The following is a 25,844-nucleotide window of genomic DNA, read 5'->3' as shown; positions in this document are numbered from 1 at the left end:
GTGTGACGCCGTGCGGACGGTGCTGCTGACGGCGGTGTACTACCTGGCCGTCACCCCGTGGGGGTGGTGCCGGCGGCGGGTGCGCGACCCGCTGGCGCGGCGGTGGCGGCCGCGGGCGGAGACGTACTGGCGCTTCGGGCCCGGCGGCGGGGCCGGGGAGCGCTGAGGCCGCGGTTGCGGTCGGGGTGGGTGTGGCTGATGGTGGAAACCAATCATGACGCACGTCACCGGCCCGGACGGTCAGCCCCGGGCGCAGCGCCTGCCGCCGCGCGCCCGGCGGCTCGTCGTGGCGGCGTACGTGCTGCTGTGCGCGGCCGTGGCGATGGACCTCCTGCAGGACCCGCAGTGGACGGTGTCCCCCGTCCTGGCCACCGCGCCGGTGCTCGCCAGCATCGGTTCGCGGCGGCCCTTCGTGCCGCTGTTCGTCGGCCTGGGCGCGCTGGCCCTCGTCGGGCCGCTGGTGCTCGCCGACGACGAGGTGCCGCTGACCGTCCACCTCACCTCCGGCTTCACGGTCCTGGCCATCACGAGCGTCAGCACCGCGAACGTGCTGCTCGTCGCCACGCGCGAGCGGGAGCTGCTGCAGTCGCGGTCGGTGGCGGAGGCCGCGCAGCACACGCTGCTGCGGCCGCCGCCCGAACGGCTGGACGGGCTGCGGGTCGCGGTGCGCTACCTGGCGGCCGCGGCCGAGGCGCGGGTGGGCGGCGACCTGTACGAGGTGCTGGTCACGCCGTACGGGACGCGGCTGCTGATGGGGGACGTGCGGGGCAAGGGGCTGGCCGCGATCGACACGGCGGCGGCCGTGCTGGGCACGTTCCGGGAGGCCGCACAGGTCGAGCCGTCGCTCGCGGCGGTGGCGGGGCGGCTCGACGCCGCGATGGGGCGCCGGCGGCCCGGTGAGGAGTTCGTGACGGCGGTCCTGGTGGAGGTGGCCGGACCGGGCCGGGCCGAAATGGTGAACTGCGGCCACCTGCCGCCCCTGCGGTGCAGGCCGGGGCGGTCCGGGCCGGAGGTGGACGAGGTGCCCACCCCCGAGCCGCAGCCGCCGCTGGCCCTGCTGGGCATGGCGGGCGGCGCGTACCGGGGGCGGGCCTTCGCCTTCGAGCGCGGCGATCTCCTGCTGCTGTACACCGACGGGGTGACGGAGGCCCGGGACGCGGCGGGCCGCTTCTACCCGCTGGCGGACCGCCTCGCCACCCTCCACGAGACGGCCCCGGCCGCCCTCCTGGACCGCGTCGTGGCCGACCTCCTGGCGTACGCGGGCGGCGAGCTCTCGGACGACGCGGCGCTCCTGGCGGTGCGGCGGGAGCACTGACGTACGGCCGGGGGCGGTTCCGGCACCGCCGGGCAGGTCGCGGCTGGCGGATCACCGCCGCGGCGGGAAGAAAACGGGCGGCCCGCCCAGGCCGAGGATGCCCGCATCCTCGAATCCGCCGCGACGTCGCCCGGCCGCCACGGCGGAATCCGGCGGTGCCGGACCCACCGCACGCCGGAGCAGCAATGCTCGCCGCGGCAGCAGAGGCACGTGGGCCGGCAGCGGGCGTCTCAACGTAACGGTGACATCTGCCTCTTGGCGGTTCCGCCTCGGATGCATAGCGTCGTTGGCATGCAGACGATCACCTTAGGCGGAGTGGACATCACCCGCGTCGTGGAGTGGCACGCGCCGGTCGCCCCCACCCCCGCCATCTTTCCCTCCAGCACTCCGCGGATGTGGAAGGAGAACGAGTCCTGGCTGGCACCGGACTTCTGGCGGCCCGCGACCGACCAGCTGGTGTGCAACGTGCAGACCTGGGTGCTGCGCAGCGAAGGCCGTACGGTCCTCGTGGACACCGGGCTGGGCAACGACAAGGACCGGCCGCACATGCCGGACTGGTCGCACCTGCGGACCGGCTACCTGGAGCGGCTGGCGGCCGCCGGGGTCCGTCCCGAGGACGTGGACGTCGTCGTCAACACCCACCTGCACTCGGACCACATCGGCTGGAACACCCGCCTGCAGGACGGAGCCTGGGTGCCGACCTTCCCGAACGCGACGTACCTGGTCGCGAGGGCCGACTTCGACTACTGGAACCCGGCCGGCCCGCACACGCCGCGCGGCGTCCTCGGCGACCTGAGCCTGGCCGAGGGCATCGGCACCGTCTTCGAGGACAGCGTGCTGCCGGTGCACCGGGCCGGGCAGATGGTGCTGTGGGAGGGCGCCACGCACCGCATCGACGCCGGCCTGACCCTGGAGGCCGCTCCCGGGCACACGCCGGGCTCGGCGGTGCTGCGGCTGGAGTCGGGCACGGACCGCGCCCTGTTCATCGGTGACCTGGTGCACAGCCCGCTGCAGATAGCCGAGCCGGACTGCGACACCTGCCTGAGCGAGGACCAGGCGCAGGCGACCCGTTCCCGGCGGCGGATCCTGGAGGAGGCCGCCGACACCCGCGCGCTGGTGTTCCCGGCGCACCTGCCGGGCCACGGCGCCGCCGAAGTGCGCCGGGAGGGCAGCAAGTTCGCCCTGACCCGCTGGGCGGCCTTCGACCGCACGGAGGACGGGGACCCGGGCCCGTCCTGACGGGTGCCGGTACGCCGACGGGCCGGCCCCGGGAAAGGGCCGGCCCGCGGATTCCGGGCGTGCGCTAGCGGACGGCGAAGGGCAGGTCCTGGTGGAAGAAGGACAGGTCGCCGTTGCCCACCGTCGCCCCGGCCTCCACGTGCGACACGTCACGCGGGGCCGACCCGGCGACGGCGATCCGCAGCCGGTAGGAGGCGGTGGCACCGGGCGCGAGCGGTCCCCGGGCGACCGGCAGCAGCGCGGCGCTCATGCCGGGGTCGCAGCCGCCGGCGACGAGCGGGACGCGCTCCCAGCCGTGGCCGGGCCGGTACTGCTGCAGGACGAGGTCCTTGGGCGCGAGGGCGTGGCCGGTGCCCGCGCCGTAGGCGGAGTAGGAGGCGTACAGGGCGGGGTAGGGCCGGTCGGTGGTGTTCTTCACAGTGACCGTGAAGGGGCCGCTGGGCGCGCCGCCGCGGTGGAGCCCGCCGCCGCTCCGCCAGCCGGTGACCGAGACGTCCGGCCGGGTGGCGGTGGAGGTGCGGGCCGGGGCGCGGTAGGTGTGGCCCTTGCCGTCGTCGACGGAGGCGGTGACGGTGAGCGTGCCCGGCTTGTCGAGGTCCTGGATCCGCAGCGCCACGTTCTCCGGGTGGGCCGCGGTCGCGCCGGCGGTGACCGGGAAGGTGAAGACGCCGTGGGTGTCCGAGCCGGTGGAGCGGCTCTTCAGGTCCGTCCACTTGTGGGTCTTGGGCACGTAGCGCTGGATGCTGAGGGAGTCGGTGCCGAAGCCCCGGCTGCGGACGTCGAGCCGGACGGTGCCCTTGGTGACGGGCGTGCGGAGCGTGACGCCCGAGGACGACCACATGCCGATGGGCAGCTGGGAGGGCAGGCGGTAGGAGATCTTCTCCGCGGCCGTGCCGACCGCGGCGGCCGGCGGCTCGGCCGTGGCGGCGCGGGCCGCGGCGGCCCCGGCGGCGGAGGGCTGTTTCGCTTCCCCGTCACTGCCGCAGCCCGCGGTGACCGCCGCGGCTCCGCCGGCCGGTACGGCCGCGGCCGTGCCGGCCGTACCCGCGACGAGGAACAGCCCGGCCGCGAGCGCGGCCACCGGTCCCATGGCGCCCCGCACCGCCGGCCACCGCCGCTGCGCGACTCTTCGTGACATGTACCGCCCCCTGCTCCCGGGTTCCGTTACGCACACTCGTGCGTCTCCGACGTACGAGATTGTCTTCCGTAGCTGATGGTTCCCTGCGGCACCGGAAATACCGCGGAATCTCGTAGTTGTGCCGCGCACGGGTCCGGCAGGACGCCCCGGATGCCGCAAGGACGCCCGGCCGGTCGTACGAATCAGGCGGCGGCCTGCGTCTGAAGCCGCGTCAGGGAAGCGGCCAGCCGGTCCACCTCTTCCGCCGTGTTGTACAGGGCCAGCGAGGCCCGGGTCGCGGCCTCCACGCCGTAGTGCCGCAGCGAGGGCTGGGCGCAGTGGTGACCGGCGCGGACGGCGATGCCCTCCTGGTCCAGCCACCGGGCCACGGTCACGGGGTCCTGCCCCGCGAGCGTGAAGGTCAGGACCGCGATCTTCTCGGGCGCCTCGCCCAGGACGGTGAGGCCGGGGACCGCGGCGAGAGCCTGCCGGGCGTGGCCGAGCAGGGCGGTCTCGTACGCGGCGACCGCCTCGCGGCCGAAGGAGGTGAGCCAGTCGATGGCGGCCTTGAGTCCGACGACGCCGGAGATGTGCCCGGTGCCGGCCTCGAAGCAGTGCGGTACGGGCGCGTAGGTGACGCGGCCGAACTCCACCTGGTCGATCATGTTGCCGCCGCCCTGCCACGGCGGCATGGCGGCCAGCGCCTCCGGCTTGCCGTACAGCGCTCCGATGCCCGTGGGGGCGTACAGCTTGTGCCCGGAGAAGACGTAGAAGTCGCTGTCCAGGTCCTGGACGTCCACGGGGAAGTGGGCGACCGCCTGGGCGCCGTCCACGAGCACCTTGGCGTTGTAGCGGTGCGCCAGCGCCGTCATCTCCTTCACCGGCGGCACGGTGCCCAGCACGTTGGAGGCGTGGCTGATCGCGACGAGCCGGGTGCGGAAGGAGAGGAGATCTGCGTAGGCGGCCTGGTCGATGCTGCCGTCGGGCAGCAGGGGGATGGGGACGACCCGGGCCCGCCGCTCCTTGGCGATCATCTGCCAGGGGACGATGTTGGAGTGGTGCTCCAGGGTGGAGACCAGGATCTCGTCGCCGGGGCCGAGGTTGGCGCGTCCCCAGCTCTGCGCGACGAGGTTGACGGCCTCGGTGGTGCCCCGGGTGAAGACGATCGTTCCGGGTGACGGGGCGCCGAGGAATCCGGCGACCGCGGCCCGTCCGCCCTCGTACATCTCGGTGGCCTCGCGGGCCATGGTGTGGGCACCGCGGTGGATGTTGGAGTTGGCGGTGGCGTAGTAGCCGGCCAGGGCCTCGATGACCTGGCGGGGCTTCTGGGTGGTGGCGCCGTTGTCCAGCCAGGCGACGGGGCGGCCGTTGACGGGGCGCTGCAGGACGGGGACGTCCCGCCGGGCCGCCTCGGGGGTGAACTGCCCGCTGCGGGTGGCCACGCCGCCCGCGGTGGGCTGCTGCGCCATGCCGGGGGCGTACGCGCCCCACGGCATGTCAGGAGTAGTCATGGTACTTGGACACCTCGACGTTCTGGAGCACGGCGAGGGCGTCCTCGACCAGCACCGCGGCGTTGAAGTACGCGGTCATCAGGTACTGGGTGATGCCCTTCTGGTCCATGCCCATGTTGCGCATGGACAGGCCCGGCTCGACCTCGTCGGGCACCTTCGCGGGCCGCAGGCCCACGACGCCCTGCTCGGCCTCGCCGACGCGCATGAGCAGGATCTCGGTGGTGGCGGCGCCGTTCGGGCCGGTCATGCGCACCTTGTCGGAGGGCAGCAGCGGGACGCCGCGCCAGGTGAGCAGGGGGCTGCCGAAGCGGTGCTCGATGACGGGGGGCACGCCGCGGCGGGTGCACTCGCGGCCGAAGGCGGCGATGGCCCGCGGGTGGGCGACGAAGTAGGAGGGCTGCTTCCAGACCTTGCTGAGCAGCTCGTCCAGGTCGTCGGGGGTCGGGGCGCCGGTCCGGCTCTGGACGCGCTGGCCGGGGGCGACGTTGTTGAACAGCCCGAAGTCGGGGTGGTGGAGCATCGAGCGCTCCTGGCGCTCGCGCAGCGCCTGGACGGTGAGGCCGGCCTGGGCCCGGGTCTGGTCGATGGGCTCGTTGTAGAGGTCGGCGACGCGGGAGTGGACGCGCAGCACGGTCTGGGCGAGCGTCATGTGGTACTCGCGCGGCGTGTCCTCGTAGTCGACGAAGGTGCCGGGCAGGTCCGGTTCGCCGACGTGCCCGGCGCTCAGGTCCACCGGCACCTCGGCGCCGGGGGCGGTGCGCTCACCGGAGGTGAAGGCTTCGAGGGCGGTGCACAGCGCCTCGTCGCGGCCGGCCAGCCGGGTCAGGTGGTCGCGGTCGGCGCACAGGGCGGTGCCGGGGGTCAGGGCCTTGACGCGGTAGGCCGGGGGCGTGCCGCGGGACCAGGCGTCGAGGTCGAAGAACTGGCCGTCGCCGATGACCTCCAGGAGGGCGTCCTCGCCGTAGCGGCCGGTCGTCCGCTTCTCGGCGCGGCCCTGGACGAGGACCCAGAGCTTGTCCGCGGCCTCGCCCTCCTGGAGGAGCGTCTGGCCGGCGTCGAAAGCGACCTCGGTGAAGGCGCCCGCCAGCTCGCGCAGCAGCTCCTCGTCCGCCTCGCGGAGGAAGGGTATTTCGCGGAGGTCCTCGGCGACGACGTGGTGGGCGTCGCCGTTCTTGTACGTGGTGATCCGGTCGTCGCCGAGTATGAAGGTCCGCCGGCGGTTGACGCGGTAGACGCCGGACTCGACGTCCACCCACGGCAGGGCCCGCAGCAGGTAGCGGGGCGTGATGCCGCGCATCTGCGGGGTGGTCTTGGTGGTGGTCGCGAGTTGCCGTGCCGCGTCCGGGCTGAGACTCAGCCGATCGTTCATGAGGACCTCCTCGGTGTGGGTAGCGAGGGTGATCGTCATGTCGGAAACATTGCGTTCACAAGACTGCAGCAATGCGTCATGGCCTTAAATCACTCACTGTTGACGCAGCGACAAATTCGTGCAGAAGTGAACTCACCTTGCGCTGCTGGTTACTGAGCAGCGCGATCTTCCCCGGCGGTGCCAAGGGCTTCCCTTGACCGGTGGCGTGCAGAGCCGGTCCCGGTCAGGCGCAATCGACCAGATCCGATCGCCGGGCGCGCCGCAGGGACACCGCGAGCAGAGCCAGCCACGCCCCGACGAGCAGCAGGTGCGCCCGCTGCGGGACGCCGTGCCAGCCCGGCCGGCCGATCAGCGGGCCGATCGTGGACACCGCCGCCACGAGCGCGGCGGCCAGGAGCCACGGCCCCCACCGGCGGATCAGCGGCCACCGGTCGCCGCCCGCCGCGCCCTTCACCATGAGCGCCATGGAGACGAACAGCGCGGCGTGGACCAGGGCGCTGGTGGCCGTGTGCCAGGGGTTGACCGCCTCGCAGGCCCGGTTCACCGAGGGCGCGCACCGCATGGGGACGACCACGTCCGCGACGGAGAAGGCGGCGAAGGCGACCAGCACCCACCGCCCGGCCGTGAACCGGCGGTTGCCGCCCGGCTCCCGGCGCAGCGGGGCCGCGCCCGCGGCGACGAGCACGGCGGTGAGGATCTCGACGGCGCCGAAGAGCACGTGGAAGGGCTGGTCGGCGGCGTAGAGCTCGCTCACGTAGGAGTGGCGGGCGTCCAGGCCCGTCGGCAGGAGGAACTCCAGCACCCAGGCGTTGTACGCCACCGCCGCGGCGCCCAGCAGCCATGCCGCCGGGCACCGTGCGCGCGCGGCCCGCGGGCGGGCGGGGGCGGCGGCGGCCGCCGGCCCGGGGCTCGCTTCCCCGGACCGGGAGGCCGTGGGCACGTCGCGCACCGGAGCCGTCTCAGGACCGTCGCCCGGCGGCGCTTCTCACGGCGTTCCTCCGGAACCGGCGGCCCCCCGGTTCTGCGGGCCGTAGGCCGGGCCGGGCGCGGTCGGCGGCGGCTTCTGCGGGGACGGCGGCGCCGAGGACTCAGCGGGCGGGGCGGACGAGGAGGCCGGGGCGGACGAGGACGGTTCGCCGCTGCCCGGCTGTTCCGAGGACGGCGAGGCCGGTCCGGAGGGCATGGCGCCGCTGGGCGGCGGGACCGGGCGGTCGCGGCTCCCGTCGGTGCCGACCGGCCGCTCGTACCACTGGCCGGTGCGCGGGTCGTAGAACACGATGACGTAGATGACGGTGGGGGCCTGGGTGACGACGACCGCCTGCGACGGCTTGTACCCGCCCCAGCTCTGGCCCTTGGTCTTCGGGTTGCTCTTGACGGCGACGGGCGGGCCGAGCGGGTTGCCGCAGGCGCAGCGCACGCGCGGCGTCCCCCGGTTGTCGACCATGACGGCCGTGCCGGCCTGCAGCACGGACTGGAAGGTGGTGGCCGAGCCGCTCCTGTAGCCGTGGTTGGTGACGCGGGTGTCGGAGCGCAGCTGCAGGGGCGTCAGGCCGCGCAGGTAGCCGGGGATCTCGTCCTGCTGGATGCCCGCGGCGCTCGCGAAGGCACGGCCCTTCGTCTGGTCGTCGGTCAGGTACTTGACCTGGCGTTCGACGTCGCAGCTCGCCGCGTTGCCGGAGCCTCCGTAGAGGCCCGGGGTGGATCCCTGGACCGTGCGGTTGCCTCCCTCGGCCGGGGTGGCGGGGGCCGCGGTCGTCTCCTTGGTGCCCGTGTCCTTGGCCGTGGAGGGGGTGAACGGGTCCTGGCCCTTCGCCGACGCGGCCTGCAGGAAGACCTCTCCGCCGCTTTCCGGGCGGAGGAAGAAGACCAGGAGCGCCGCCGCGGCGACCAGGACGCCCGCGAGCAGGGCGACTTTGGGGGCGGACCGCCACCAGGGCCTGCCGGGTCCTCCGGAGGGCTGCGGGCCGGGCGCGGGTGACGGCGGCGCGGGCGGCCCCGGCGGGCCGGGCGGTTCCGAGCCGCCCGGCCCGCCGGGGCCCGCCCGGGTGACGTCCTCGCCCGAGGGGGCCGAGGGCCAGTCCTGGCGGGTGCGTTCCGGCCCGCTGGACGAGCCTGACGAGCCCGGGCCGCTCTGCCCTCCGGACATGGGGCCGGGGGGCGGTCCGGCGGGGCGGTCTTCTGACGGTGGTTCGGACGACACAGGCCCTGCTCCTCCGCTTCGGTCTTCCTTATTTCACCAAGCAGCCGCTTTTAGGGAGATAAGCTGCTTTTCGCCGCCCCTGCGCCCATTGTGTGCCGCAAACCGGCACGGGCCGCAAGCGGGGTCCCCCTCCGGGAGGGACGGCCGGGCGGGGGTGCGTCGTCGACAGGTGGGGCGGGCCGCGCGGGCGTAGGTTGGGCTTCCGGGCCTCCCCGCCGGAAGGCCCGGCACCCGACCGCCGACGACGCACGGGGAGGCAGAGTGAGCCAGCCGCCCGGGGGCGCGCCCTCCTTCGTCCGCGCCTGGTGGGACGCCCTCGCCGCCGTGGCCGCCGGGGTGATCGCGATGTTCGCCGTCGCCGCGCTCGGGCTGTGGGCCGCCGGGGCGGGCGGGCTGCCGGGCGGGGCGTTCCCCTCCGTGACGGCGGCCACCGTGGTGGCGGCCGTGGGCGGCACGGTGGAACTCTCCGGTGACGCGGGCGTCCTGGGCCGTACGGGCGCGGGCATCGCGGTCGTCCCGCTGTCGGTGACCCTGGCCGGTGCGGTCGCCCTCGCCGTGGTCTTCCTGCGCCCGCTGCGGCACCACGCCGTGACGAGCGGCCGCGACCTCCTCGCCCGGGTCGCCCGGACGGCCGTACTGTGGCTGCTCGCCCTGCTGCTCGTCACCCTCGGCGCGCGCCACGACTTCCGGATCGACCTCGGCGACTCGCTCCTCGGCGACATCGGCGAGGCCCTGGACCTCTCGCCCCGGGTCGGCTTCCGCGTGGCCCTGGGGCCCACCCTCGGCTACGGCCTGCTGTGGCTGCTCGTGCTGCTCGCCGTGGCCGTGGCGGCCTCCCGCAGGACGCCGCTGCCGCCGCGGCTGCTGCGCTTCCAGGACCCCGTGCGGCCGGCGGCGTTCGCGCTGCTCGCGCTGCTGCTGGGGTACGTGCTGCTCGGTCTCGTCGCCGGGCTCGTGTCCGCCGCCGTGCGGGGGCACCCCGCGGAGACCATGGCCGTGCTCCTGCTCGGTCTGCCCAACCTCGCCTGGCTCTCGCTCGGCCTCGGTCTCGGCGGCTCCTGGGACGGCCGCGTGCCGGGCACGTCCCTGGGCCTGCCCATGCCCAAGGCGCTCACGGCGGTGCTCCGGGAGAACGGTGACGAGCCGTCCACGGTGAACGTCTCCTCCCTCGCGGAGCACGACGGACGGGCGTGGCTGCTGGTGGCCCTCGCCGCGGTCGCGCTGCTCGCGGCGGCCTTCCTGCTGGCCGTGCGGTCGCCTGCCGGGACGCGGCCGTGGGAGCACGCGGCGCAGCTGGGCGTGGGTCTGGCGGTCGCCCTCTTCGTCACCGGCACCCTCACCCGCATCTCGGCGCGCTTCGGCCTGTCGCTCCTGGGCATCACCGACCTGTCCGCCTTCGGCGGCGAAGTCGTCCTGCGCCCGCACCTGCTGCTGCTGACGGGGCTGGGGCTGCTGTGGGGCGCGGTGGCGGGCTTGGCGGGCAGCGTCCTGGCGCGTGGCGTGCGGCGGCGGGGGCTGACCGCCGAGGGTGGGGGCCGGGGCCCCGGCCCGGGGTGAGTCCGCACCGCCGAAACGCCGGCGCTGGTCGCGCAGCCGCCGTCACTCCTGCCGTTCCGGGAACGCCACCGCCGCCCAGCGCGGCGGCGCTGGGACCTCGGTCCCGCCCGTCCCCGTCGTCACTCGCCGGACCCCCGTGGCCGACCTCAGCTCGCTCACGAACTGCTGACAGCTGTCGAAGCGTTCGTCCGGCGTCTTCGCCAGGGCCTTGCCCATGACGGCGTCGGCCGCGGCCGGCAGTCCCGGCACCCGCTCCGACAGCCGGGGCGGCGCGTCGTACTGATGGGCCCACAGCAGGGCCATGTCGTCCTCGCGCCGGAACGGCGGCGCTCCCGTGAGCATCTCGAAGACGACGCACCCGAGGCTGTACACGTCGCACCGCCCGTCCACCGGCTTCCCCGCGATCTGCTCCGGCGCGACGTAGTCGAGCGTGCCGACGAACTGGCCCACCCGGGTGTACCCGGTCAGGGACAGCGACTTCTTCGTCAGCCCGAAGTCGGTCAGGTACACGTGCTCGGGGTGGTCGCTGTCGGTGCCCTCGGCGACGAGGACGTTCCCCGGCTTGACGTCCCGGTGGACGAGGTCGTGCGCGTGGGCCGCGTCGAGGGCGGAGGCGAGCTGGCCCGCGATGCGGCACACCGTGTCCGGCGGCAGCGGCCCGTCGCGGTCGAGCAGGGCGCGCAGGTCGAGGCCCGCCACGTACCGCATGGCGATGAAGAGCAGCCCGTCGGCCTCGCCGGCCTCGAACACCGGGACGATGTGCGGGTGGTCGATGGCCGCGGCGACCCGCGACTCGTGGCCGAAGCGCTGCCGGAAGGTGTCGTTGCGGGCCAGTTCGGGGGCGAGCAGCTTGAGTGCCACGGTCCGGCCGAGCCGCAGGTCGCGGGCGCGGTAGACGACGGCCATGCCGCCGCGCCCCACCTCGCTCTCCACCTCGTACCCGGCGATGCGGCGGCCGATCAGCTCCGACGGGCGGTCTCCGGCCGCGGCGGCCGCGGCCATCAGCGGTCACCGCCCGCGCCGCTCGGCCCGCTCGTGCCTGCCTGCCCGCCCGGCCCGCTCGTGCCTGCCTGCCCGCCCGGCCCGCTCGTGCCTGCCTGTTCGTCCGGCCGGGCCGGGGACGCGAGCGCCGCCGTGGCCGTCCCGTCGCAGTAGCACCACAGGTCCCGTTCCGCGTCGTAGAGCCAGAGGGCGTCGCCGTCGACGACGGCGCCGATCCGCAGGCCGTGGGTCGCCCGGGCGAAGGTCTCGGTGTCCGCGTGCCCGGCGGCGAGGTCCTCCAGCGCGTGCCGGTAGCGGGCGAGGGTCTCCTGGACCCGGGTGAGGAGCCGGCGCGCGTCGTCCGTCCGGACGGGCGGGCCGCCGGCCGCGGGCGGTCCCTGCGGGAGGGGGACGAGGAGCCGGGAGTCGGTCCACGCGGCCCAGCCGTTGGTGCAGCGCACGTACCCCCAGTCGCCGCGCCGCTCCACGAGCCGCACGGGCAGGAGCGGGTCGAGCGGGGCCGTGGGGACGGCCCCGTCGGGTGCCGTCCAGGTCGCGAGCCCGCCCGGGGGCACCACGTGGGTGGGCAGGAAGACACCCGTGTCCGGGCCGGGAGTGGAGGCGTACGGTACGGCGTTCATCGGGGCTCCCGTCCGGCTACTTCCGCATGACCGCGGGCTCGTGGCGGCGCAGCAGCCGGGCGACGAGGAGGCCGAAGACGAGCGCGAGCACGACGAGCATGCCCATGTTCATCAGCCACGTGCCGGCGGAGTGCGCGAAGAGCGGGTCGGTCTCGCCGCCGGGCGGCGGGGGCCGCCCGCCCTGCAGCGGGATCCGCCCGATCTCGACCGTTCCGCTCATGGCCGCGAGCGCCCAGCGCGAGGGCACCAGCCAGGCCAGCTGTTCCAGGACGAGCTTGTTGTGGAGCTCGATCATGCCGCCGCAGAAGACGACTTGGACGAGGGTGAGGAGGACCAGCAGCGGCATGGTCACCTCTTCGCGGCGGACCAGCGCCGACACCACCAGGCCCAGCATCATGGACGTGAAGGCCAGCACCGCCTCCGCCAGCGTCATCTCCAGCAGCGGCGGCATGAGGACGCCTTTGCCGCCCGGCGCGCGGGTGTCCACCCCGCCCAGTGCGACCACGGACAGGACGATGGCCTGCGCCACGGTGATCACGCCCAGGACGAGGACCTTCGACATCACGTACGCGGATCTGGACAGGCCGACGGCGCGCTCGCGCCGGTAGATCACCCGTTCCTTGACGAGTTCGCGCACGGCGTTGGCCGAGCCGGTCAGCACGCCGCCCACGCACAGGATGAGCAGCGTCTGGTTCGCCTTGTCCGCGTCGGTGAAGCGGGTGCCCGCGGACAGCCGGGCCATCGCGCCGGTGACGAACGGCAGCGCGATCATGATGGCCAGGAAGGTCCGGTCGGCGCTGAGCGCCCGCACGTACCGGCGCATCAGCGTCCACAGCTGGGCGGTCCAGCTCTGGGCCTTCACCGGCTCGGGGGCGGGGGCCGGGGCGGGGGGCGCGCCGGCCCGCGGCTGCTCGGTGGCCGCCGCGATGTACTGCCGGTACAGCGGGGAGGTGCGGTACTCCCCCGCCCAGTCCCGGCCCTTGTCGTTCTCGAACGCCTCGAAGGCCTCGGGCCACTGGCCGTAGCCGAAGAAGGCGAGCGTCTCGCCGGGCGGCCCGTAGAAGGCGGTGCGCCCGCCGGGGGCGAGGACCAGCAGCCGGTCGCAGACGTCCAGGCTCAGGACGCTGTGGGTGACAACGATGACGGTGCGGCCGTCGTCGGCGAGGTCGCGCAGCATGGTCATCACCGAGCGGTCCATGCCGGGGTCGAGGCCGGAGGTCGGCTCGTCGAGGAAGAGCAGGGACGGCTTGGTCAGCAGTTCCAGGGCGACGCTGACGCGTTTGCGCTGGCCGCCGGAGAGGCTGTGGATGTGCTGGTCGGCGCGCTGCTCCAGGCCGAGCTCGCCGATGACCTCGTCGACGCGGGCCTCGCGTTCGGCCTTGGCGGTGTCCCCGGGGAAGCGGAGCTCGGCGGCGTAGCGCAGGGCGCGGCGCACGGTGAGCTGGGCGTGCAGGATGTCGTCCTGGGGGACGAGCCCGATGCGGGCGCGCAGCTCGGCGTAGTCGCGGTAGAGGTCGCGGCCGTCGTAGAGCACGGTGCCGCGGTCGGCCGGGCGCAGTCCGGTCAGGGCGTTCAGGAGGGTCGACTTGCCGGCGCCGCTGGGGCCGATGACGGCCAGCAGGGACTTGGCGCCGACCGGGAAGGAGACGTCGTCCAGGAGGGTCTTGCGGCCCTCGTCGACCTGGACCGAGAGGTCCTGCACGTCGAGGGAGACCTCACCGGTGTCGACGTACTCCTGGAGCTGGTCGCCGACGAGGCAGAAGGCGGAGTGGCCGATGCCGACGATGTCGCCGGGGAGCACGGGGGCGCGCTGCACGGGATGGCCGTTGAGGTAGGTGCCGTTGTGGCTGCCGAGGTCGACGATCTCGTAGCCGCCGTCCGGCACGGTGCGCAGTTCGGCGTGGCGCCGGGAGACGACCAGGTCGTCGACGGTGAGGTCGTTGTCCGGGCTCCGGCCGATGCGGACGGTGCGGGAGGGCAGGCGGCGTACGGTCGTGGGCCGGCGGAAGGTGCCGGTGGCGGCGGGCAGGGAGACGGCGGAGGGGCGCTGCGCGGGCGGCGGAGGGGGCGGGGGAGGCGGCGGTGGCGCCGGGGGCGGGGCGTTCTTGAGGACGGCGGCGGGGCCGTCCTCGGGGTTGCCGAAGCGCAGGACGGTGCCGGGGCCCACGTCCAGTTCCCGTACGCGCCGTCCCCCGGCCCAGGTGCCGTTGGTGCTGCCGGTGTCCTCGACGGTCCAGTGGTCCTCGACCGGGCGCAGCACCGCGTGGTGCCAGGAGACGCGGGTGTCATGGAGGACGATGTCGCACTGCGGATCGCGTCCCACGTGGTAGACGCGGCCCGGGGTCATCGTCCGTACGCCCCCGTCGGCCTCGACTACGAGTTCGGGGGCGGAGGGCGTGAGCGGCCGCTCTCCCATACCGGTAATTTTACGGCGGGCCGCCGGACCCCGCCTTCCGGCGGCGGGGCGGCGGGTGCCCGCGGGGACGGCGGAGGGAGCCGGGGATGGCGGCGGAGCAGGAGCGGCTGCCGGTGTTCGTCTACGGGACGCTGCGTCCCGGGCAGGCCAACCACGGCCGCTACCTGCGGGGCCGCACGGTGGCCGAGGAGCCGGCGCGGCTGCGGGGCGCGGTGCTGTACGAGGGCCCCGGGTATCCGTACGCCGTGGCGGATCCGGGCGGTGAGGTCCGGGGCGAGCTGATCGTGGTGTCCCCCGGGGAGTACGCGGCGGTGCTCGCGTCCCTGGACGAGCTGGAGGGCTGCGGTCCGGACGGCGCCGGCGAGATGTACGTACGGGCCGTGCGTCCGGTGCTGCCCGGCAGCAGTGGCGGTGAGGTGCGCGCGTGGGTGTACCTCGCGGCGGAGCGGACGGCCCGGCGGCTGCGGGCGGTGGGGACACGGGTGGCCGGGGGCAGCTGGCCGCAGCCGTGAACGAGCCGCCGTACCAACCGGCGTCTCACATAACGGGACGCCGCTGACCACGGGCAACCCGCGCCCGCGGCCCTCCGTCTTCACCCGCGGTTCGACGCCACGTCACGGCGCGGGCACCTTCCGTTGACTCATTGTTAACAGTTGATCAACTGTCCGGACATCACGCCTATCTGCTCTTTTCATGCCCATGCCAGCACAGGCAGAGTCCTCCGCGGGACCACAGGTTCCCGCGGTGCGCGAGTGACGGCACCGCGTGCATGCAGGCGGCCGGGCTCCCCCCCGAACCGCCCTTGACGCAAAGGGCGCTGAACTTGCGTACAACCCCCACAACGCACAGACGAATACTCACGGCCGCCGTGGCCGTCGTGGCCGCGGTCACCATGGCGGGCACCGCCTCCGCCACCCCGTCCCGGCCCGTGGACAAGACCGGCGACTCCGTCCGGGACCGCGCCCGCGAGGCGGCCGCCGGATCCTCCGTCAGCGCAGCGACCCTCGCCGCCAACGCCGAGACCGTGAAGGCGGCCACCGCCGCCGCACTGGCCCACGCCGACGCCACGGGCGTCGGCAAGAACGAGACCCTCCGGGTCAAGGACACCCTCGTCGACCCCGAGGGCAAGCGCCACGTCCGCTTCGTCCGGGCCTACCAGGGCGTCCCCGTCGTCGGCGGCGACCTCGTCGTCCACCTCGACGCCAAGAAGAACTACCTCGGCGTCACCCGGGCCATCAAGCACAACGTCGCCGTGGCCTCCGTCGCCCCGAAGCTGACGGCGCCGCAGGCCGCGGCCAGGGCCGCGAAGTCGGTGGACGGCAAGGCCGCCAAGGCCGAGCTCGTGGTCGACGCGCGCGGCACCGAGCCGGTCCTCGCCTACCGCGTGACCGTCACCGCCGCCGGCACGACCGGGAGCGGCGTCGGCCACAGCGTCGTCGTGGACGCCGGCAACGGCAAGGTCATCAGCAGCACGCCGCTCAGCGACGGCTTCATCTCCCCCGGCCTGAAGGCGAAGCTCCGCGACCGGGGCGAGCGGGCCGAGCCGCGCAAGAACGCGAAGTCCGCGCCGCCGGCCAAGGTGCAGCCCGGCACCGGGTTCCCGGCCCAGGCGGGCGGCACCGGCGCCTCGTTCTTCGCCGGCGACGTCCCGCTGACGACGACGCAGACCGCCAAGGACTCCTTCACCCTCAAGGACCCGAGCCGCGGCGGCGGCGAGACCCGCGACGCCGGGGGCAAGGAGCTCGACACCTTCGCGTCCGGCAAGGTGTTCACCGACTCCGACAACCGCTGGGGCAACGGCACCGCCACGGACGGCACGACCGCCGCCGTCGACGCGCAGTACGGCATCACCAGCACGTACGACTACTACAAGGCGACGTTCGGCCGGAACGGCATCAAGAACGACGGCGTCGGCCCGCACGCGCTGGTGCACTTCGGCGACAAGGTCGGCAATGCCTTCTGGTCCCCCGAGTGCGGCTGCATGCTCTACGGCGACGGCGATGGAGAAACGTTCAAGCAGCCGCTGGTGGCCCTGGACGTCACCGGTCACGAGCTCAGCCACGGCGTGATCGAGGCGACCGCCGACTTCCAGCCCACCCGGGTGGACGCGCGCCAGAACCAGTTCGGCGAGGCGGGCTCGCTCAACGAGTCGCTCGCGGACATCTTCGGCGCGGGCGTGGAGTTCCGCACGAACAACGCCGGCAACCCGCCGAACTACCTGCTCGGTGAGAAGCTCGGCCTGGAGCAGAAGTTCCTGCGCCGCATGGACAAGCCGTCGCTGGACGTCCTCGAGGGCACCGTCGACTACTGGGACGAGGGCTCCTACGACCGCGAGGTGCACGCCGGGTCCGGCGTCTCCTCGCACGCCTTCTACCTGCTGGCCGAGGGCAGCGGCAAGAAGACCATCGGCGGCGTGGAGTACGACTCCCCCACGCACGACGGCTCGGCGGTCACCGGGATCGGCCGGGAGAAGGCCCAGCAGATCTTCTACCGCGCGCTGACCCGCTACATGGTCTCCTCCACCGACTTCCACGAGGCCCGCACGGCGACGCTGCAGGCCGCCGCGGACATGTACGGCGAGCAGAGCACCGAGTACAAGACGGTGGACGCCGCGTGGGCCGCGGTGAACGTCACCGCCGCGAACACGCCCAAGGAGGGCCCGGCCGTCAAGCGCTGACGGCCCGGCACCCCGGCCCGGCCCGCTCCCGGCACCCCGCCGCGGAGCGGGCCGGGCTCCATGTGATCCACAACCTCTGGTCCGGCGAAGTGGATGTTGTTATGGTCGTCGCCACCAGAGGGTTTGGGGATCAAACCCTCTCATGGAGCCACTGGCCGACAACTAGGGGGAGCACGTGCCGGCAAACACCGAGACGGTCACGGACGCCGAAGAGCTCAAGGTTCTCAACGCGGAGCTCGCGGCGTCCCTCGAAGGCGGTTTCACCAGCGAGTACGCCGACGTCAACGGCGTCCGGCTGCACTACGTGACCGGCGGTCAGGGCGACCCGCTGGTGCTGCTGCCCGGCTGGCCCGAGACGTGGTGGGAGTACCGCAAGGTCATGCCCGCCCTCGCGGCCCGCTACCGCGTGATCACCGTCGACATCCGCGGCATGGGCGGCTCCAGCAAGCCGCAGTCCGGCTTCGAGAAGAAGTCCATGGCCCGGGACATCCTCGAACTGGTCCGCCACCTCGGCCACGAGAAGGTCCGCATCGCCGGGCACGGCATCGGCGCCATGGTCGCCTTCGCCTACGCCGCGAACCACCCGGAGGCCACCGAGAAGGTGGCGATCCTCAACACCACGCACGCGGACCGGAGCTACTACGAGTTCCCCATGCTGCCCAAGGCGGGCGACAAGGGCCCGCACCGCTGGTGGCTCGCCTTCAACCAGGTGGCCGGTTTCCCGGAGCAGATCCTCACCGGCCGCTACCGCCACATCATCGACTACATGTTCGGCCTGAGCCTGGTGAACCCGGACGCCATCACCGACCGGGACCGGGACATCTACGCCAAGGCGTATTCGTCGGCGGAGGCGATCCGGGCGTGCAAGGGCTGGTTCCAGTCCTACCAGCAGGACATCGCGGACTTCGAGTCGTACGACAAGGTCTCCGTGCCGATGCTCGGCCTCGCCTACGGGACGTTCTTCGAGTACATGCGGGAGGTGTTCCCCCAGCAGGGCACCGACGTCCGCATGGCCGAGATCGAGGGCAGCCGCAACTACCTGGTGGAGGAGCAGCCGGAGGCCGTCACGCGCGCCCTCCTGGACTTCTTCGGGTGAACGACCCGGCCGGCGGGTGACGTCCCGCGCCGGGTCCCCGCGGCCCGGCGCAGGGCCCGGCGCTCGTCCTCGCTCGTCCCGCCCCAGACCCCGCTCTCCTGCCCGGACTCCAGCGCCCAGCGCAGGCAGTGTTCCCGCACCGGGCAGCGGCGGCAGACGGACTTGGCGTCCTCGGCCTGGGCGAGGGCGGGCCCCCTGTTCCCGACGGGGAAGAAGAGTTCGGGGTCCTCGTGGAGGCACTCGGCGTACTGTCGCCAGTCCATGTGGCGATCCATGTGACAGTCCCTTCGATCGGGTCGGGCGGTCCCCCCTCTCTCCCTACTCCGCGTTGCCCGGGATGCGTAAGGTACGCCTCCGGCCTCCGGTTGCGTGTGTCCGGGTTTCCCGGATGTCCGTGTATGCGGGCGTTCGTGCGCCCTGCGGGCGTCACTCCATGTGGACGTCGATGCCCATCTCGTCGTCTCCGGGCGTCCCTTGCACCTCGATGGTGACGCCGGAGAACTTCCCGCCGGGGAGGTTGAGCGCCGGCTTCGTCGCCTCGCCGAGGGAGGCGTTGCCGAGGGACGGGTAGAGGTCGTCGGAGTCACCGCGGTTGCCGCGGCCGAAGATCGCGGCGAGGTCGCGCTTGCCGTCGGCCTGCATCAGTTCGATGGCCAGCCGGTCCTCCCGGTTCTCGTCCTTGATCTTCTCGTCGACGACGTAGACGGCCGCGCCCTCGTCGGGAAGGGCCGCGTCCTGCCCCCGGCGGCGCCGGTACTCGACGAGGATGTACTGCAGGTCCGTCATGGTGTCGGGGTTCTGGACGAAGAGCAGGTCGCCGCTCTCCGCCGCGGGCCGGAGCACCACGTCCTTGGTGGTGCCGGTGATGCTCTGCGGAGTGACCCAGCCGTGGAACATGCGGAGCATGCCGTTGGGCAGCGCCGGCGTGAGACCGTGGTTGCCCCAGTTGCCCGACGCCATCAGGCAGTAGTTGCCGAGTCCGTTGGAGGTGGTGGCCTCCAGCTGGCCGGTGTCGTAGAAGTCCGCCCAGCGCGCGGCCAGGTGGCCCCATTCGTGGGCGCACACGCCCATGGCGCAGTCCTCGGGGACGGTGAGGAAGGTCTTGGCCCGCAGCCCGGGGGCGACCTTCAGCCCCTCCGCGCCGTCCGTACCATCGCCGGGGATGCCCCACTTGAGGCTCCAGATGTCGTCGCGCGAGGCCGTCTCCTCGGCGCCGGGGCCCGCGTGCACGACGATGAGCACGGTGACCATGTCCTCGCCGAGCACGTCGAACGGCTTGAAGTCGACGCCTTCGGCCAGGGCCGCCTGGACCGCGTCGCGGGCCATGCCCTGCGAGTTGCGGGGGAAGCCGTCGCCCAGGCCGGAGTTGCCGTCGGCGTAGAACGAGAGCGGCTGGGGCAGCCGGAACCAGCCGTGGACCTCGCCCTGCACGTCGATGCCGTTCTCGCTGAACGACTCGAAGCCGCTCACCTTGCGGTAGTAGTCGCGCATGCTGCCGGTCGGCAGGGCGTTCGTGCTGAACAGCAGCTGGTCGAAGTGGCCCGTGCGGTGGTTCGCGTCGTGCGGGTGGTCGGGGAAGTCGACCAGGAGCACGAGGGAGCGGATCACTCCCTTGAGCCGCTTGGAGGGCCGCTCGATCCGCTCGCGGCCGGCGGCCGGCCCGACGCCGACGGCGCCGTCGTCGAGACCCGTCAGGCGTTCGCTGCGCCGGCCGGAGCGCCAGACGTAGTAGTAGTCCTCGAAGGAGGTGCCGGCGGGCAGCCGGCCGGATGCCAGCAGATCGAGGTAGGTCGCGTAGAGGCCGGCCAGTGCGTCCGGTGACAGCGGCACCGGGCAGGGCCGGGTGGCACAGGTGTTTCTCATGGTGATCACACACCGGGAATCGGTTCGATCACGGGTGGGAGGATAGGGGCTATATCTACCTTGTAGATATAGCCCCTCCGTTTATGCTGTATACGTACAGGCTCATCCTGCTTTCCCGCCCTTGTCAAGGGCGGGACCGGCCCCCGCCCGGGGCCCCGCCGAGGAGGCGGTCGCCATGCCTGCCCGCACCCGCCTCACCAGGGACCGCGTCATCGGCGCGGCGCTGCGCATCGCGGACGCCGAGGGGCTCGACGGGCTGAGCATGCGCCGGGTGGCCGAGGACCTCGGCGTCGAGACGATGGCCCTCTACCGCTACACGGCGAGCAAGGACGAGCTGCTCGACGGCCTCGTCGAGCGGATGTTCATCGAGCTGGAGCAGAGTCTGAGCGCCACCCCGTTCGGGCCTGCGGCCCTCGCCGCGGGGGACGCCGAGGCCGCTCCCCCGTGGCGCGAGGCGCTCGTCGGCGTCGCGCGGGCCATGTACCGCGTCGCGCTCGCCCACCCGCACGTCGTGCCCCTGATGGCCCTCCGGCCGTTCACCGTCCCGCTGACCCGGCGGCCGCCCGCGGTGCTCCGCGCCCACGAGCGCCTGCTGACCCGGCTGGAGCGGGCCGAGCTGGACGAGCGCGCCACGCTGGAGCTGTACCGGGCGTTCATCTCCTGGGTGCTGGGCTACATCGTCACGGAGCTGCGGGAGGTCGTGGACAACCCGGACGAGGACGAGCCCGCCTTCCGGCTCGGGCTGTACCGGCTGCCGGTGCGGGAGTTCCCGCGGCTCAGGGCCCTCGGCCCCGGCCTGGCCGCCCGCGGCGGCGAGGAGCAGCTCGCCGCCGGCGTCACCGCGCTCATCGACCGCTTCGCCCCGCCGGACCGCGGCTGAGCCACCGGCCGGGGACGGGGCACGAGGGACGGGCGTCCAGGTGGGCGAGCGGGCCGTCACTCGTTCCGGGCGGCGGGCCGACACCGCGGCGCCCGGCCGCCGGCCGGGGCCCGTGCCCGCGGTAGAAGGCAGTGGTGACAACGGATCCCGGCGGTGCGGCGGACGCCCCGCCGCCCCTCGACAGCGTGGCCGGCCGCATCTCCCTGCGGCGCGGGCAGCTCGGGCTGTCGCAGGAGGACGTGGCGGCGCGCGCCGGGATGTCCCTCCCCTACCTGCACCGGCTGGAAGGGCTCGGCACCGACTTCGACCCGGGCGCGCTCATGAGGCTCGCGGCCGCACTGGAGATGCCCTACGAGGAGCTCTTGGAGGGCCGCTCCGACGCCCCGCCGGGCCGGCGCGCGGCGGGCGCCCACCCCGTCCTCATGGAGCTGCCGGAAGACGAGTGCTGGTCGAGGCTCGGTTCGCACGGCATCGGGCGCCTCGCGCTGTCCGCCGAGAGCGGTCCGCTGGTGCTCCCGGTCAACTTCCTGGTGGACGCGCGCACCATCGTCTACCGGACCGGTACGGACGGTCCGGCGGCCGCGGCCGCCGGCACCCGGCTCGCCTTCGAGGCCGATCACATCGACGAACGGCACAGCCAAGGGTGGAGCGTCCTCGTCCGCGGGACCGCCGACCGCGTCACCGACCCCGCGGCGGTGCGCGGCCTCAGCGAGCGGCCGGGGGCGCAGCCGTGGGCCGGCGGCCGGCGGGACCTGTGGATCCGCATCGTGCCGGGCCTGGTGAGCGGCCGCACGGTCCGGGCGGCGTGAGCCGGAGGATGGAGACCCCGCAGCCGGAGGACGCCGGCAACGGCCCGGCCGTCACACGGGCGGAGTTCGACGACCTGTTCGAGTCGGTCCGTGCGTGGGAGCGCTGGACTCCGGCCGACCGCGGGGCCTGGAACCGGGTCGGCGAGGAGCACGTCCGGCGGGCCGCCGCCCTGGTCCGGACCGGGACCGTCGTCCCCCTGGGGCGGCCCTGGGACACCGCGGCCGGGCCGGACAACGGCAGGCCCGCCCTGCACTACATGTCCGACCTGGGCGACGTCGAGGCCCCCGAGCCCGCCACCCACAAGGACTTCATCGGCGCCGACTACCACGGCAAGGCCGTCAGCCACCTGGACGCGCTGTCCCACGTCGCCTACCGCGGGCGGCTCTACGGCGGAGGTGCGGCGCGGGAGCTCGTCGGCGCCGGAGGCGCCCGCTTCGGCAGCGTCGCGGCGCTCGGCCCGCTGGTGACCCGGTGCGTGTTCCTCGACCTGCCGGCCGTCCTGGGGGTCCCCTGGCTGGAACCCGGGCGGGCCGTGCGCGCCGCGGACGTCACGGCCGCGGAGGAGGCGCTCGGGACGGAGATCGGCGAGGGCGACGCCGTACTGCTGCGGACCGGCCGCTTCCGGCGCCGCCGCGAGCTGGGCGCCTGGGACGCCTCCGCGGCCTGCGCGGGCTTCCACGTGGACGCCGTGCCGCTGCTGGCCGGGCGCGGGATCGCCCTGCTCGGCGGCGACGGCGACAGCGACGTGCGGCCCTCGCCCGTCGAGGGCGTGCACTCGCCCGTGCACGCGCTCGCCGTCGCCGCGATGGGCGTGCCGCTGCTGGACAACCTCGACCTCGAAGAGCTCTCGGCCGCCGCCTCCGCGACGGAGCGTTACGCCTTCATGCTCGTGGTGGCCCCCTTGAACATCCCGGGCGGTACGGGGTCGCCCGTCAACCCGGTCGCGGTTCTCTGACAGCGGCGGCTTCGACGGCGGCTTCTTGAACCGCGATCTCTTGAACAGTGGCATCTGTCCGTAAAGCTCTAGAATGGAACGTCAGTGCAGGCGCTCCCACCCGTACGGGGAAGTGATCCGGATGGGGCTCGTGGCGGACGACGTCGGCCCCGCACTCGCCCGTGAGAAGTTCCTCGCCGGCGGGCCGGTCGAGGGTGCCGTGCGCGCCCCGATCCTCGATTCGTGGCGGCGCAGCCGCTCGCTGGGGCTCTCCCCGGACGGCTGCGAGCTCCCCCACCTGCAGGATCTCGAGCTGGACGGCCGTCTCGTCCGCGCGGCCGCGCCCGTGCTGGACCGGCTGCAGTCCCGGTTCGCGGGGCGGAACGTGAACGTGGCCCTGGCCGACGGGCGCGGGGCGGTGCTGCAACGCCGGTTCGGCGACACGACCGTGGTCCGGCGGCTGGCCGCGATCCAGAGCGTGCCCGGCTTCGTGTTCGCCGAGAAGTACGCCGGGACCAACGGCATCGGGCTGGCGCTCGCGGAGCGGCGGCTGGTGAACGTCTACGGCGCCGAGCACTTCGCCGAGCGCTCCCAGTCCAACGCCTGTTCGGCGATTCCCGTCCGGGACCCGCTCAACGGCCGCATCGAAGGCATCCTCTGCTTCGGCTTCCCGCGCACCGACGCCGACGCGGCGCTGGACGTCGTGATCCGCAAGGCGGCCGGTGCCATCGAACGGCGGCTGCTGGAACAGAGTTCGGCGCGGGAGCGCTCCCTGCTGGAGGCGTACCTGGACGCGAGGCTGCGCGCGCGGGCCGGGGCCGGGGCCCTCGACGGCCGGCCGGGCGGGCTCGCCGCGAGCGGGCTGGACTGGCGGGACCGGATGATCCTGGAGGAGAAGGCCACCGAGCTGATCGCCTCGGCCCAGCGGGCCGCCGTGGAGGTGTCCCTGCCCGGCGGCCGGCACGTCACCCTGCTGAGCCGTCCGGTGACCACGGCCTCCGGTGTGGAGGGTGTCGTCGTCGAAGCGGTGTTCGCCGCCCGGCATCAGCGCCTGACCGTCGCCACCGAAGCCGTGCCCCCTGAAACCGGCACCGCGGAAGCCGCCCTCGCCGGGACCGCCCCTGCGCAGGCCGCCGCCACCGGAGCCGGAAGGGCGGACCCGCCCGGGGCTGCGGCCGGGGCCTCACCCGGCCTGCGGGCCCGGGAGCCCTTCGCCCGCTTCGCTCCGCCGCCCGGGCCCCCTCCCGGCGCCGCACCCGTGCGGGCCCCCGTGACGGCCCGCACGCCCGGCCCGGCCCCCGGTGCCGGCGGACCCGCCGCGGACGCCGCGCCCGGCAGCGTGCTGCTGGTCGGCGAGCCGGGCGTGGGCAAGTACGCCGTGGCGGCGCGGCGGCGTCTGGAGCTGCTCTCCGAGGCCAGCACCCGCATCGGCACCACGCTGGACGTGACCCGCACCGCCCGGGAGCTCGCCGAGATGGCGGTCCCGCGCCTGGCCGACTTCGTCACCATCGACCTTCCCGAGGCGGTGCTGCGCGGCGACGAGCCGGCCGACCCCGCCAGGAACCTCCACCGCGCGGTCGTCCACGGCATTCGCGGGGACTGCTGCTTCTACCCCGCCGGCGAGCGCGTCGAGCTGCAGCCGACCACGCCCCAGCTCCGCTGCCTGGCCGGCCGGCAGACCGTCCTGGAGCCCGATCTACGGGACGCCGCGGGCTGGATCGCCCAGGACCCCGGGAACGCGCAGCGCCTGCTGGCCCACAACGTCCACTCCCTCATCGCCGTCCCGCTGCTCGCCCGCGGCATCGTCCTGGGCATCGCGAGCTTCTACCGGGCGCGCGATCCCGCCCCCTTCGGGGACGACGACCGCTCGCTGGCCCAGGAGCTGGCGACGCGCGCCGCCATCTGCATCGACAACGCCCGCCGCTACACGCGCGAGCACGCCATGGTGCTCGCCCTGCAGCACAGCCTGCTGCCGCACGGCTTCCCCGAGCAGAACGCCGTGGAGGTCGCCCACCGCTACATGCCGGCCGAGTCCGGGGTCGGCGGCGACTGGTTCGACGTCATCCCCCTGTCCGGCGCCCGCGTCGCCCTCGTCGTCGGCGACGTCGTGGGGCACGGGCTGCACGCCGCCGCCACGATGGGCCGCCTGCGCACCGCCGCGCGCAACTTCGCCGAGCTGGACCTGCCCCCGGACGAGGTCCTCACCCATCTCGACAACCTCGTCGGACGCCTCGACCGCGAGGAGGGCGGCGGCGACTCCTGCGCCGGAAACCCCGGCATCCCGGGCATCATCGGCGCCACCTGTCTCTACGTCATCTACGACCCCACCACGCAGGAGTGCACCATGGCCCGGGCCGGTCACCCCCCGCCCGCGCTGGTCCGCCCCGACGGGATTGTCACCTTCCCCGACCTGCCCGCCGGCCCGCCGCTCGGGCTGGGCGGCCTCCCCTTCGAGACCGCCGGGTTCCTCCTCCCCGAGGGCAGCCGGCTGGTCCTCTACACCGACGGGCTGATCGAGCACCGCGGGCGCGACTTCGACGCGGTCATGGAGGACCTGCGCCGCGCCCTCGCGCACCCGGACCAGCCGCCCGAGGACACCTGCCGGGCCGTCGTCGACGCCGTGGTCCCCGGCCACCCCGACGACGACATCGCCCTGCTCGTCGCCCGCACCCACGCCCTGGACCCGCACCGCATCGCCGTCTGGGACCTGCCCGCCGATCCGGCGCTCGTCTCCTCCGTCCGCGCCGCCGTCACCCGCCGGCTGGCGGAATGGGGTCTGGAGGAGATCGCCGACGCCGCCGAGCTGGTCCTCAGCGAGCTGGTCACCAACGCCGTCCGGTACGGCACCGGCCCCGTCCGGGTGCGCCTGCTCTACGACCGCGCGCTGACCTGCGAGGTCGCCGACACCAGCAGCACCTCCCCGCACCTGCGCCACGCGGCGGCCACCGACGAGGGCGGCCGCGGCCTGTTCCTCGTCGCGCAGCTCACCCAGGCCTGGGGCACCCGCTACACCCCGGAGGGCAAGGTCATCTGGGCCGAGTGCCCGCTGGAGCTACCGGGTGGCAAGGCAGGCCCCGCCGCGATGCCGGTCGACTTCGACGCGATCCCCGCCCTCTGACGACCCGTCCACAGTCCACCTGACGACCCGTAGCGCAATCCGTCCGACGGCCCGTCCGGCGTCACGTCCGGGCGCCGGGCCCGCCGGCCCGTAGCATGACGGAATTGCGGCACCCCGTCC

At 74.0% G+C, this 25,844-nt stretch carries 20 protein-coding genes and 1 pseudogene; 11 read left to right on the top strand and 10 right to left on the bottom strand.

Features of this window, described 5'->3' with window-relative positions:
- Window positions 1-10 precede the first annotated feature (10 nt).
- The 3 genes from ACFZCD_RS09990 (at window position 11) to ACFZCD_RS09980 (ending at window position 2,554) form a co-directional block, all read left to right on the top strand.
- Window positions 11-166: a hypothetical protein gene (locus ACFZCD_RS09990; protein WP_391829314.1), complete on the top strand. Its 156-nt coding sequence runs from the start codon at window positions 11-13 to the stop codon at window positions 164-166.
- Between the two features lie 48 nt (window positions 167-214).
- A complete protein-coding gene (locus ACFZCD_RS09985) occupies window positions 215-1,315 on the top strand; it encodes a PP2C family protein-serine/threonine phosphatase (protein ID WP_391829313.1) in 1,101 nt (366 codons plus the stop codon).
- Between the two features lie 291 nt (window positions 1,316-1,606).
- A complete protein-coding gene (locus ACFZCD_RS09980) occupies window positions 1,607-2,554 on the top strand; it encodes an MBL fold metallo-hydrolase (RefSeq protein ID WP_391829312.1) in 948 nt (315 codons plus the stop codon).
- Between the two features lie 64 nt (window positions 2,555-2,618).
- Here the strand turns inward: ACFZCD_RS09980 and ACFZCD_RS09975 are convergent, their stop codons facing one another.
- The 5 genes from ACFZCD_RS09975 to ACFZCD_RS09955 all read right to left on the bottom strand — a co-directional run bounded on the left by ACFZCD_RS09975 (window position 2,619) and on the right by ACFZCD_RS09955 (window position 8,697).
- Window positions 2,619-3,692, bottom strand: a complete 1,074-nt coding sequence (locus tag ACFZCD_RS09975) for a hypothetical protein (RefSeq protein WP_391829311.1) — start codon at window positions 3,690-3,692, stop codon at window positions 2,619-2,621.
- Window positions 3,693-3,874: 182 nt separating this feature from the next.
- Window positions 3,875-5,182, bottom strand: a complete 1,308-nt coding sequence (locus ACFZCD_RS09970) for a SufS family cysteine desulfurase (protein WP_391829310.1) — start codon at window positions 5,180-5,182, stop codon at window positions 3,875-3,877.
- Complete coding sequence (locus tag ACFZCD_RS09965) at window positions 5,169-6,551, bottom strand: family 2B encapsulin nanocompartment shell protein (RefSeq protein ID WP_391829309.1); 1,383 nt, start codon at window positions 6,549-6,551, stop codon at window positions 5,169-5,171. Before ACFZCD_RS09965 ends, ACFZCD_RS09970 begins: the two co-directional genes overlap by 14 nt.
- 223 nt (window positions 6,552-6,774) lie before the next feature.
- Window positions 6,775-7,491: a DUF998 domain-containing protein gene (locus tag ACFZCD_RS09960; protein WP_391829308.1), complete on the bottom strand. Its 717-nt coding sequence runs from the start codon at window positions 7,489-7,491 to the stop codon at window positions 6,775-6,777.
- Window positions 7,492-7,536: 45 nt separating this feature from the next.
- Complete coding sequence (locus ACFZCD_RS09955) at window positions 7,537-8,697, bottom strand: DUF6777 domain-containing protein (protein WP_391829307.1); 1,161 nt, start codon at window positions 8,695-8,697, stop codon at window positions 7,537-7,539.
- A gap of 315 nt (window positions 8,698-9,012) precedes the next feature.
- Here ACFZCD_RS09955 and ACFZCD_RS09950 point away from each other — a divergent pair, with 315 nt between their 5' ends.
- The gene (locus ACFZCD_RS09950) at window positions 9,013-10,308 is read left to right on the top strand and encodes a streptophobe family protein (RefSeq protein WP_391829306.1); all 1,296 of its coding nucleotides are present in this window, start codon (window positions 9,013-9,015) and stop codon (window positions 10,306-10,308) included.
- Between the two features lie 42 nt (window positions 10,309-10,350).
- Here ACFZCD_RS09950 and ACFZCD_RS09945 read toward each other — a convergent pair whose 3' ends face one another.
- Genes ACFZCD_RS09945 through ACFZCD_RS09935 form a run of 3 tightly spaced genes read right to left on the bottom strand, consistent with a single transcriptional unit; the run spans window position 10,351 to window position 14,346 of the window.
- Window positions 10,351-11,310 (bottom strand): serine/threonine-protein kinase, encoded by a 960-nt coding sequence (locus ACFZCD_RS09945; protein WP_391829305.1) that lies wholly within the window; start codon window positions 11,308-11,310, stop codon window positions 10,351-10,353.
- Entirely contained in the window at window positions 11,310-11,930 is a 621-nt protein-coding gene (locus ACFZCD_RS09940; RefSeq protein ID WP_391829304.1) for a hypothetical protein, read from the bottom strand. The genes ACFZCD_RS09945 and ACFZCD_RS09940 overlap by 1 nt, the downstream gene beginning before the upstream one ends.
- Before the next feature lie 16 nt (window positions 11,931-11,946).
- The gene (locus ACFZCD_RS09935) at window positions 11,947-14,346 is read right to left on the bottom strand and encodes an FHA domain-containing protein (protein ID WP_391829303.1); all 2,400 of its coding nucleotides are present in this window, start codon (window positions 14,344-14,346) and stop codon (window positions 11,947-11,949) included.
- A gap of 86 nt (window positions 14,347-14,432) precedes the next feature.
- Here ACFZCD_RS09935 and ACFZCD_RS09930 point away from each other — a divergent pair, with 86 nt between their 5' ends.
- The 3 genes from ACFZCD_RS09930 (at window position 14,433) to ACFZCD_RS09920 (ending at window position 18,119) form a co-directional block, all read left to right on the top strand.
- A complete protein-coding gene (locus tag ACFZCD_RS09930) occupies window positions 14,433-14,858 on the top strand; it encodes a gamma-glutamylcyclotransferase family protein (protein WP_391829302.1) in 426 nt (141 codons plus the stop codon).
- A gap of 380 nt (window positions 14,859-15,238) precedes the next feature.
- Window positions 15,239-17,023, top strand: coding sequence for a M4 family metallopeptidase (locus tag ACFZCD_RS09925; RefSeq protein ID WP_391829621.1), 1,785 nt, complete (start codon window positions 15,239-15,241; stop codon window positions 17,021-17,023).
- Between the two features lie 175 nt (window positions 17,024-17,198).
- The gene (locus ACFZCD_RS09920; RefSeq protein ID WP_391829301.1) at window positions 17,199-18,119 is read left to right on the top strand and encodes an alpha/beta fold hydrolase; all 921 of its coding nucleotides are present in this window, start codon (window positions 17,199-17,201) and stop codon (window positions 18,117-18,119) included.
- 26 nt (window positions 18,120-18,145) lie between these two features.
- On the opposite strand, the pseudogene ACFZCD_RS09915 reads toward ACFZCD_RS09920, so the two are convergent.
- Together ACFZCD_RS09915 and ACFZCD_RS09910 are read right to left on the bottom strand one after the other, a co-directional pair.
- Window positions 18,146-18,382: pseudogene (locus ACFZCD_RS09915) on the bottom strand (WhiB family transcriptional regulator); the annotation flags it as partial.
- A 163-nt stretch (window positions 18,383-18,545) separates the two neighbouring features.
- Window positions 18,546-19,982, bottom strand: coding sequence for a M6 family metalloprotease domain-containing protein (locus ACFZCD_RS09910; RefSeq protein WP_391829620.1), 1,437 nt, complete (start codon window positions 19,980-19,982; stop codon window positions 18,546-18,548).
- A 175-nt stretch (window positions 19,983-20,157) separates the two neighbouring features.
- Here ACFZCD_RS09910 and ACFZCD_RS09905 point away from each other — a divergent pair, with 175 nt between their 5' ends.
- The 4 genes from ACFZCD_RS09905 (at window position 20,158) to ACFZCD_RS09890 (ending at window position 25,724) form a co-directional block, all read left to right on the top strand.
- Window positions 20,158-20,862, top strand: a complete 705-nt coding sequence (locus ACFZCD_RS09905) for a TetR/AcrR family transcriptional regulator (protein ID WP_391829300.1) — start codon at window positions 20,158-20,160, stop codon at window positions 20,860-20,862.
- A gap of 134 nt (window positions 20,863-20,996) precedes the next feature.
- The gene (locus ACFZCD_RS09900; protein WP_391829299.1) at window positions 20,997-21,671 is read left to right on the top strand and encodes a helix-turn-helix domain-containing protein; all 675 of its coding nucleotides are present in this window, start codon (window positions 20,997-20,999) and stop codon (window positions 21,669-21,671) included.
- Window positions 21,672-21,679: 8 nt separating this feature from the next.
- Window positions 21,680-22,627, top strand: coding sequence for a cyclase family protein (locus tag ACFZCD_RS09895; RefSeq protein WP_391829298.1), 948 nt, complete (start codon window positions 21,680-21,682; stop codon window positions 22,625-22,627).
- A gap of 121 nt (window positions 22,628-22,748) precedes the next feature.
- The gene (locus ACFZCD_RS09890; protein ID WP_391829297.1) at window positions 22,749-25,724 is read left to right on the top strand and encodes a SpoIIE family protein phosphatase; all 2,976 of its coding nucleotides are present in this window, start codon (window positions 22,749-22,751) and stop codon (window positions 25,722-25,724) included.
- Window positions 25,725-25,844: the final 120 nt, after the last annotated feature.

Origin of the sequence: Streptomyces sp. NPDC008001 (genome assembly GCF_042958085.1) — a bacterium.
GTDB lineage: Bacteria > Actinomycetota > Actinomycetes > Streptomycetales > Streptomycetaceae > Streptomyces.
Note: the sequence above shows the minus strand (reverse complement) of the source record. Positions and strands in the feature narration are given on the sequence as shown.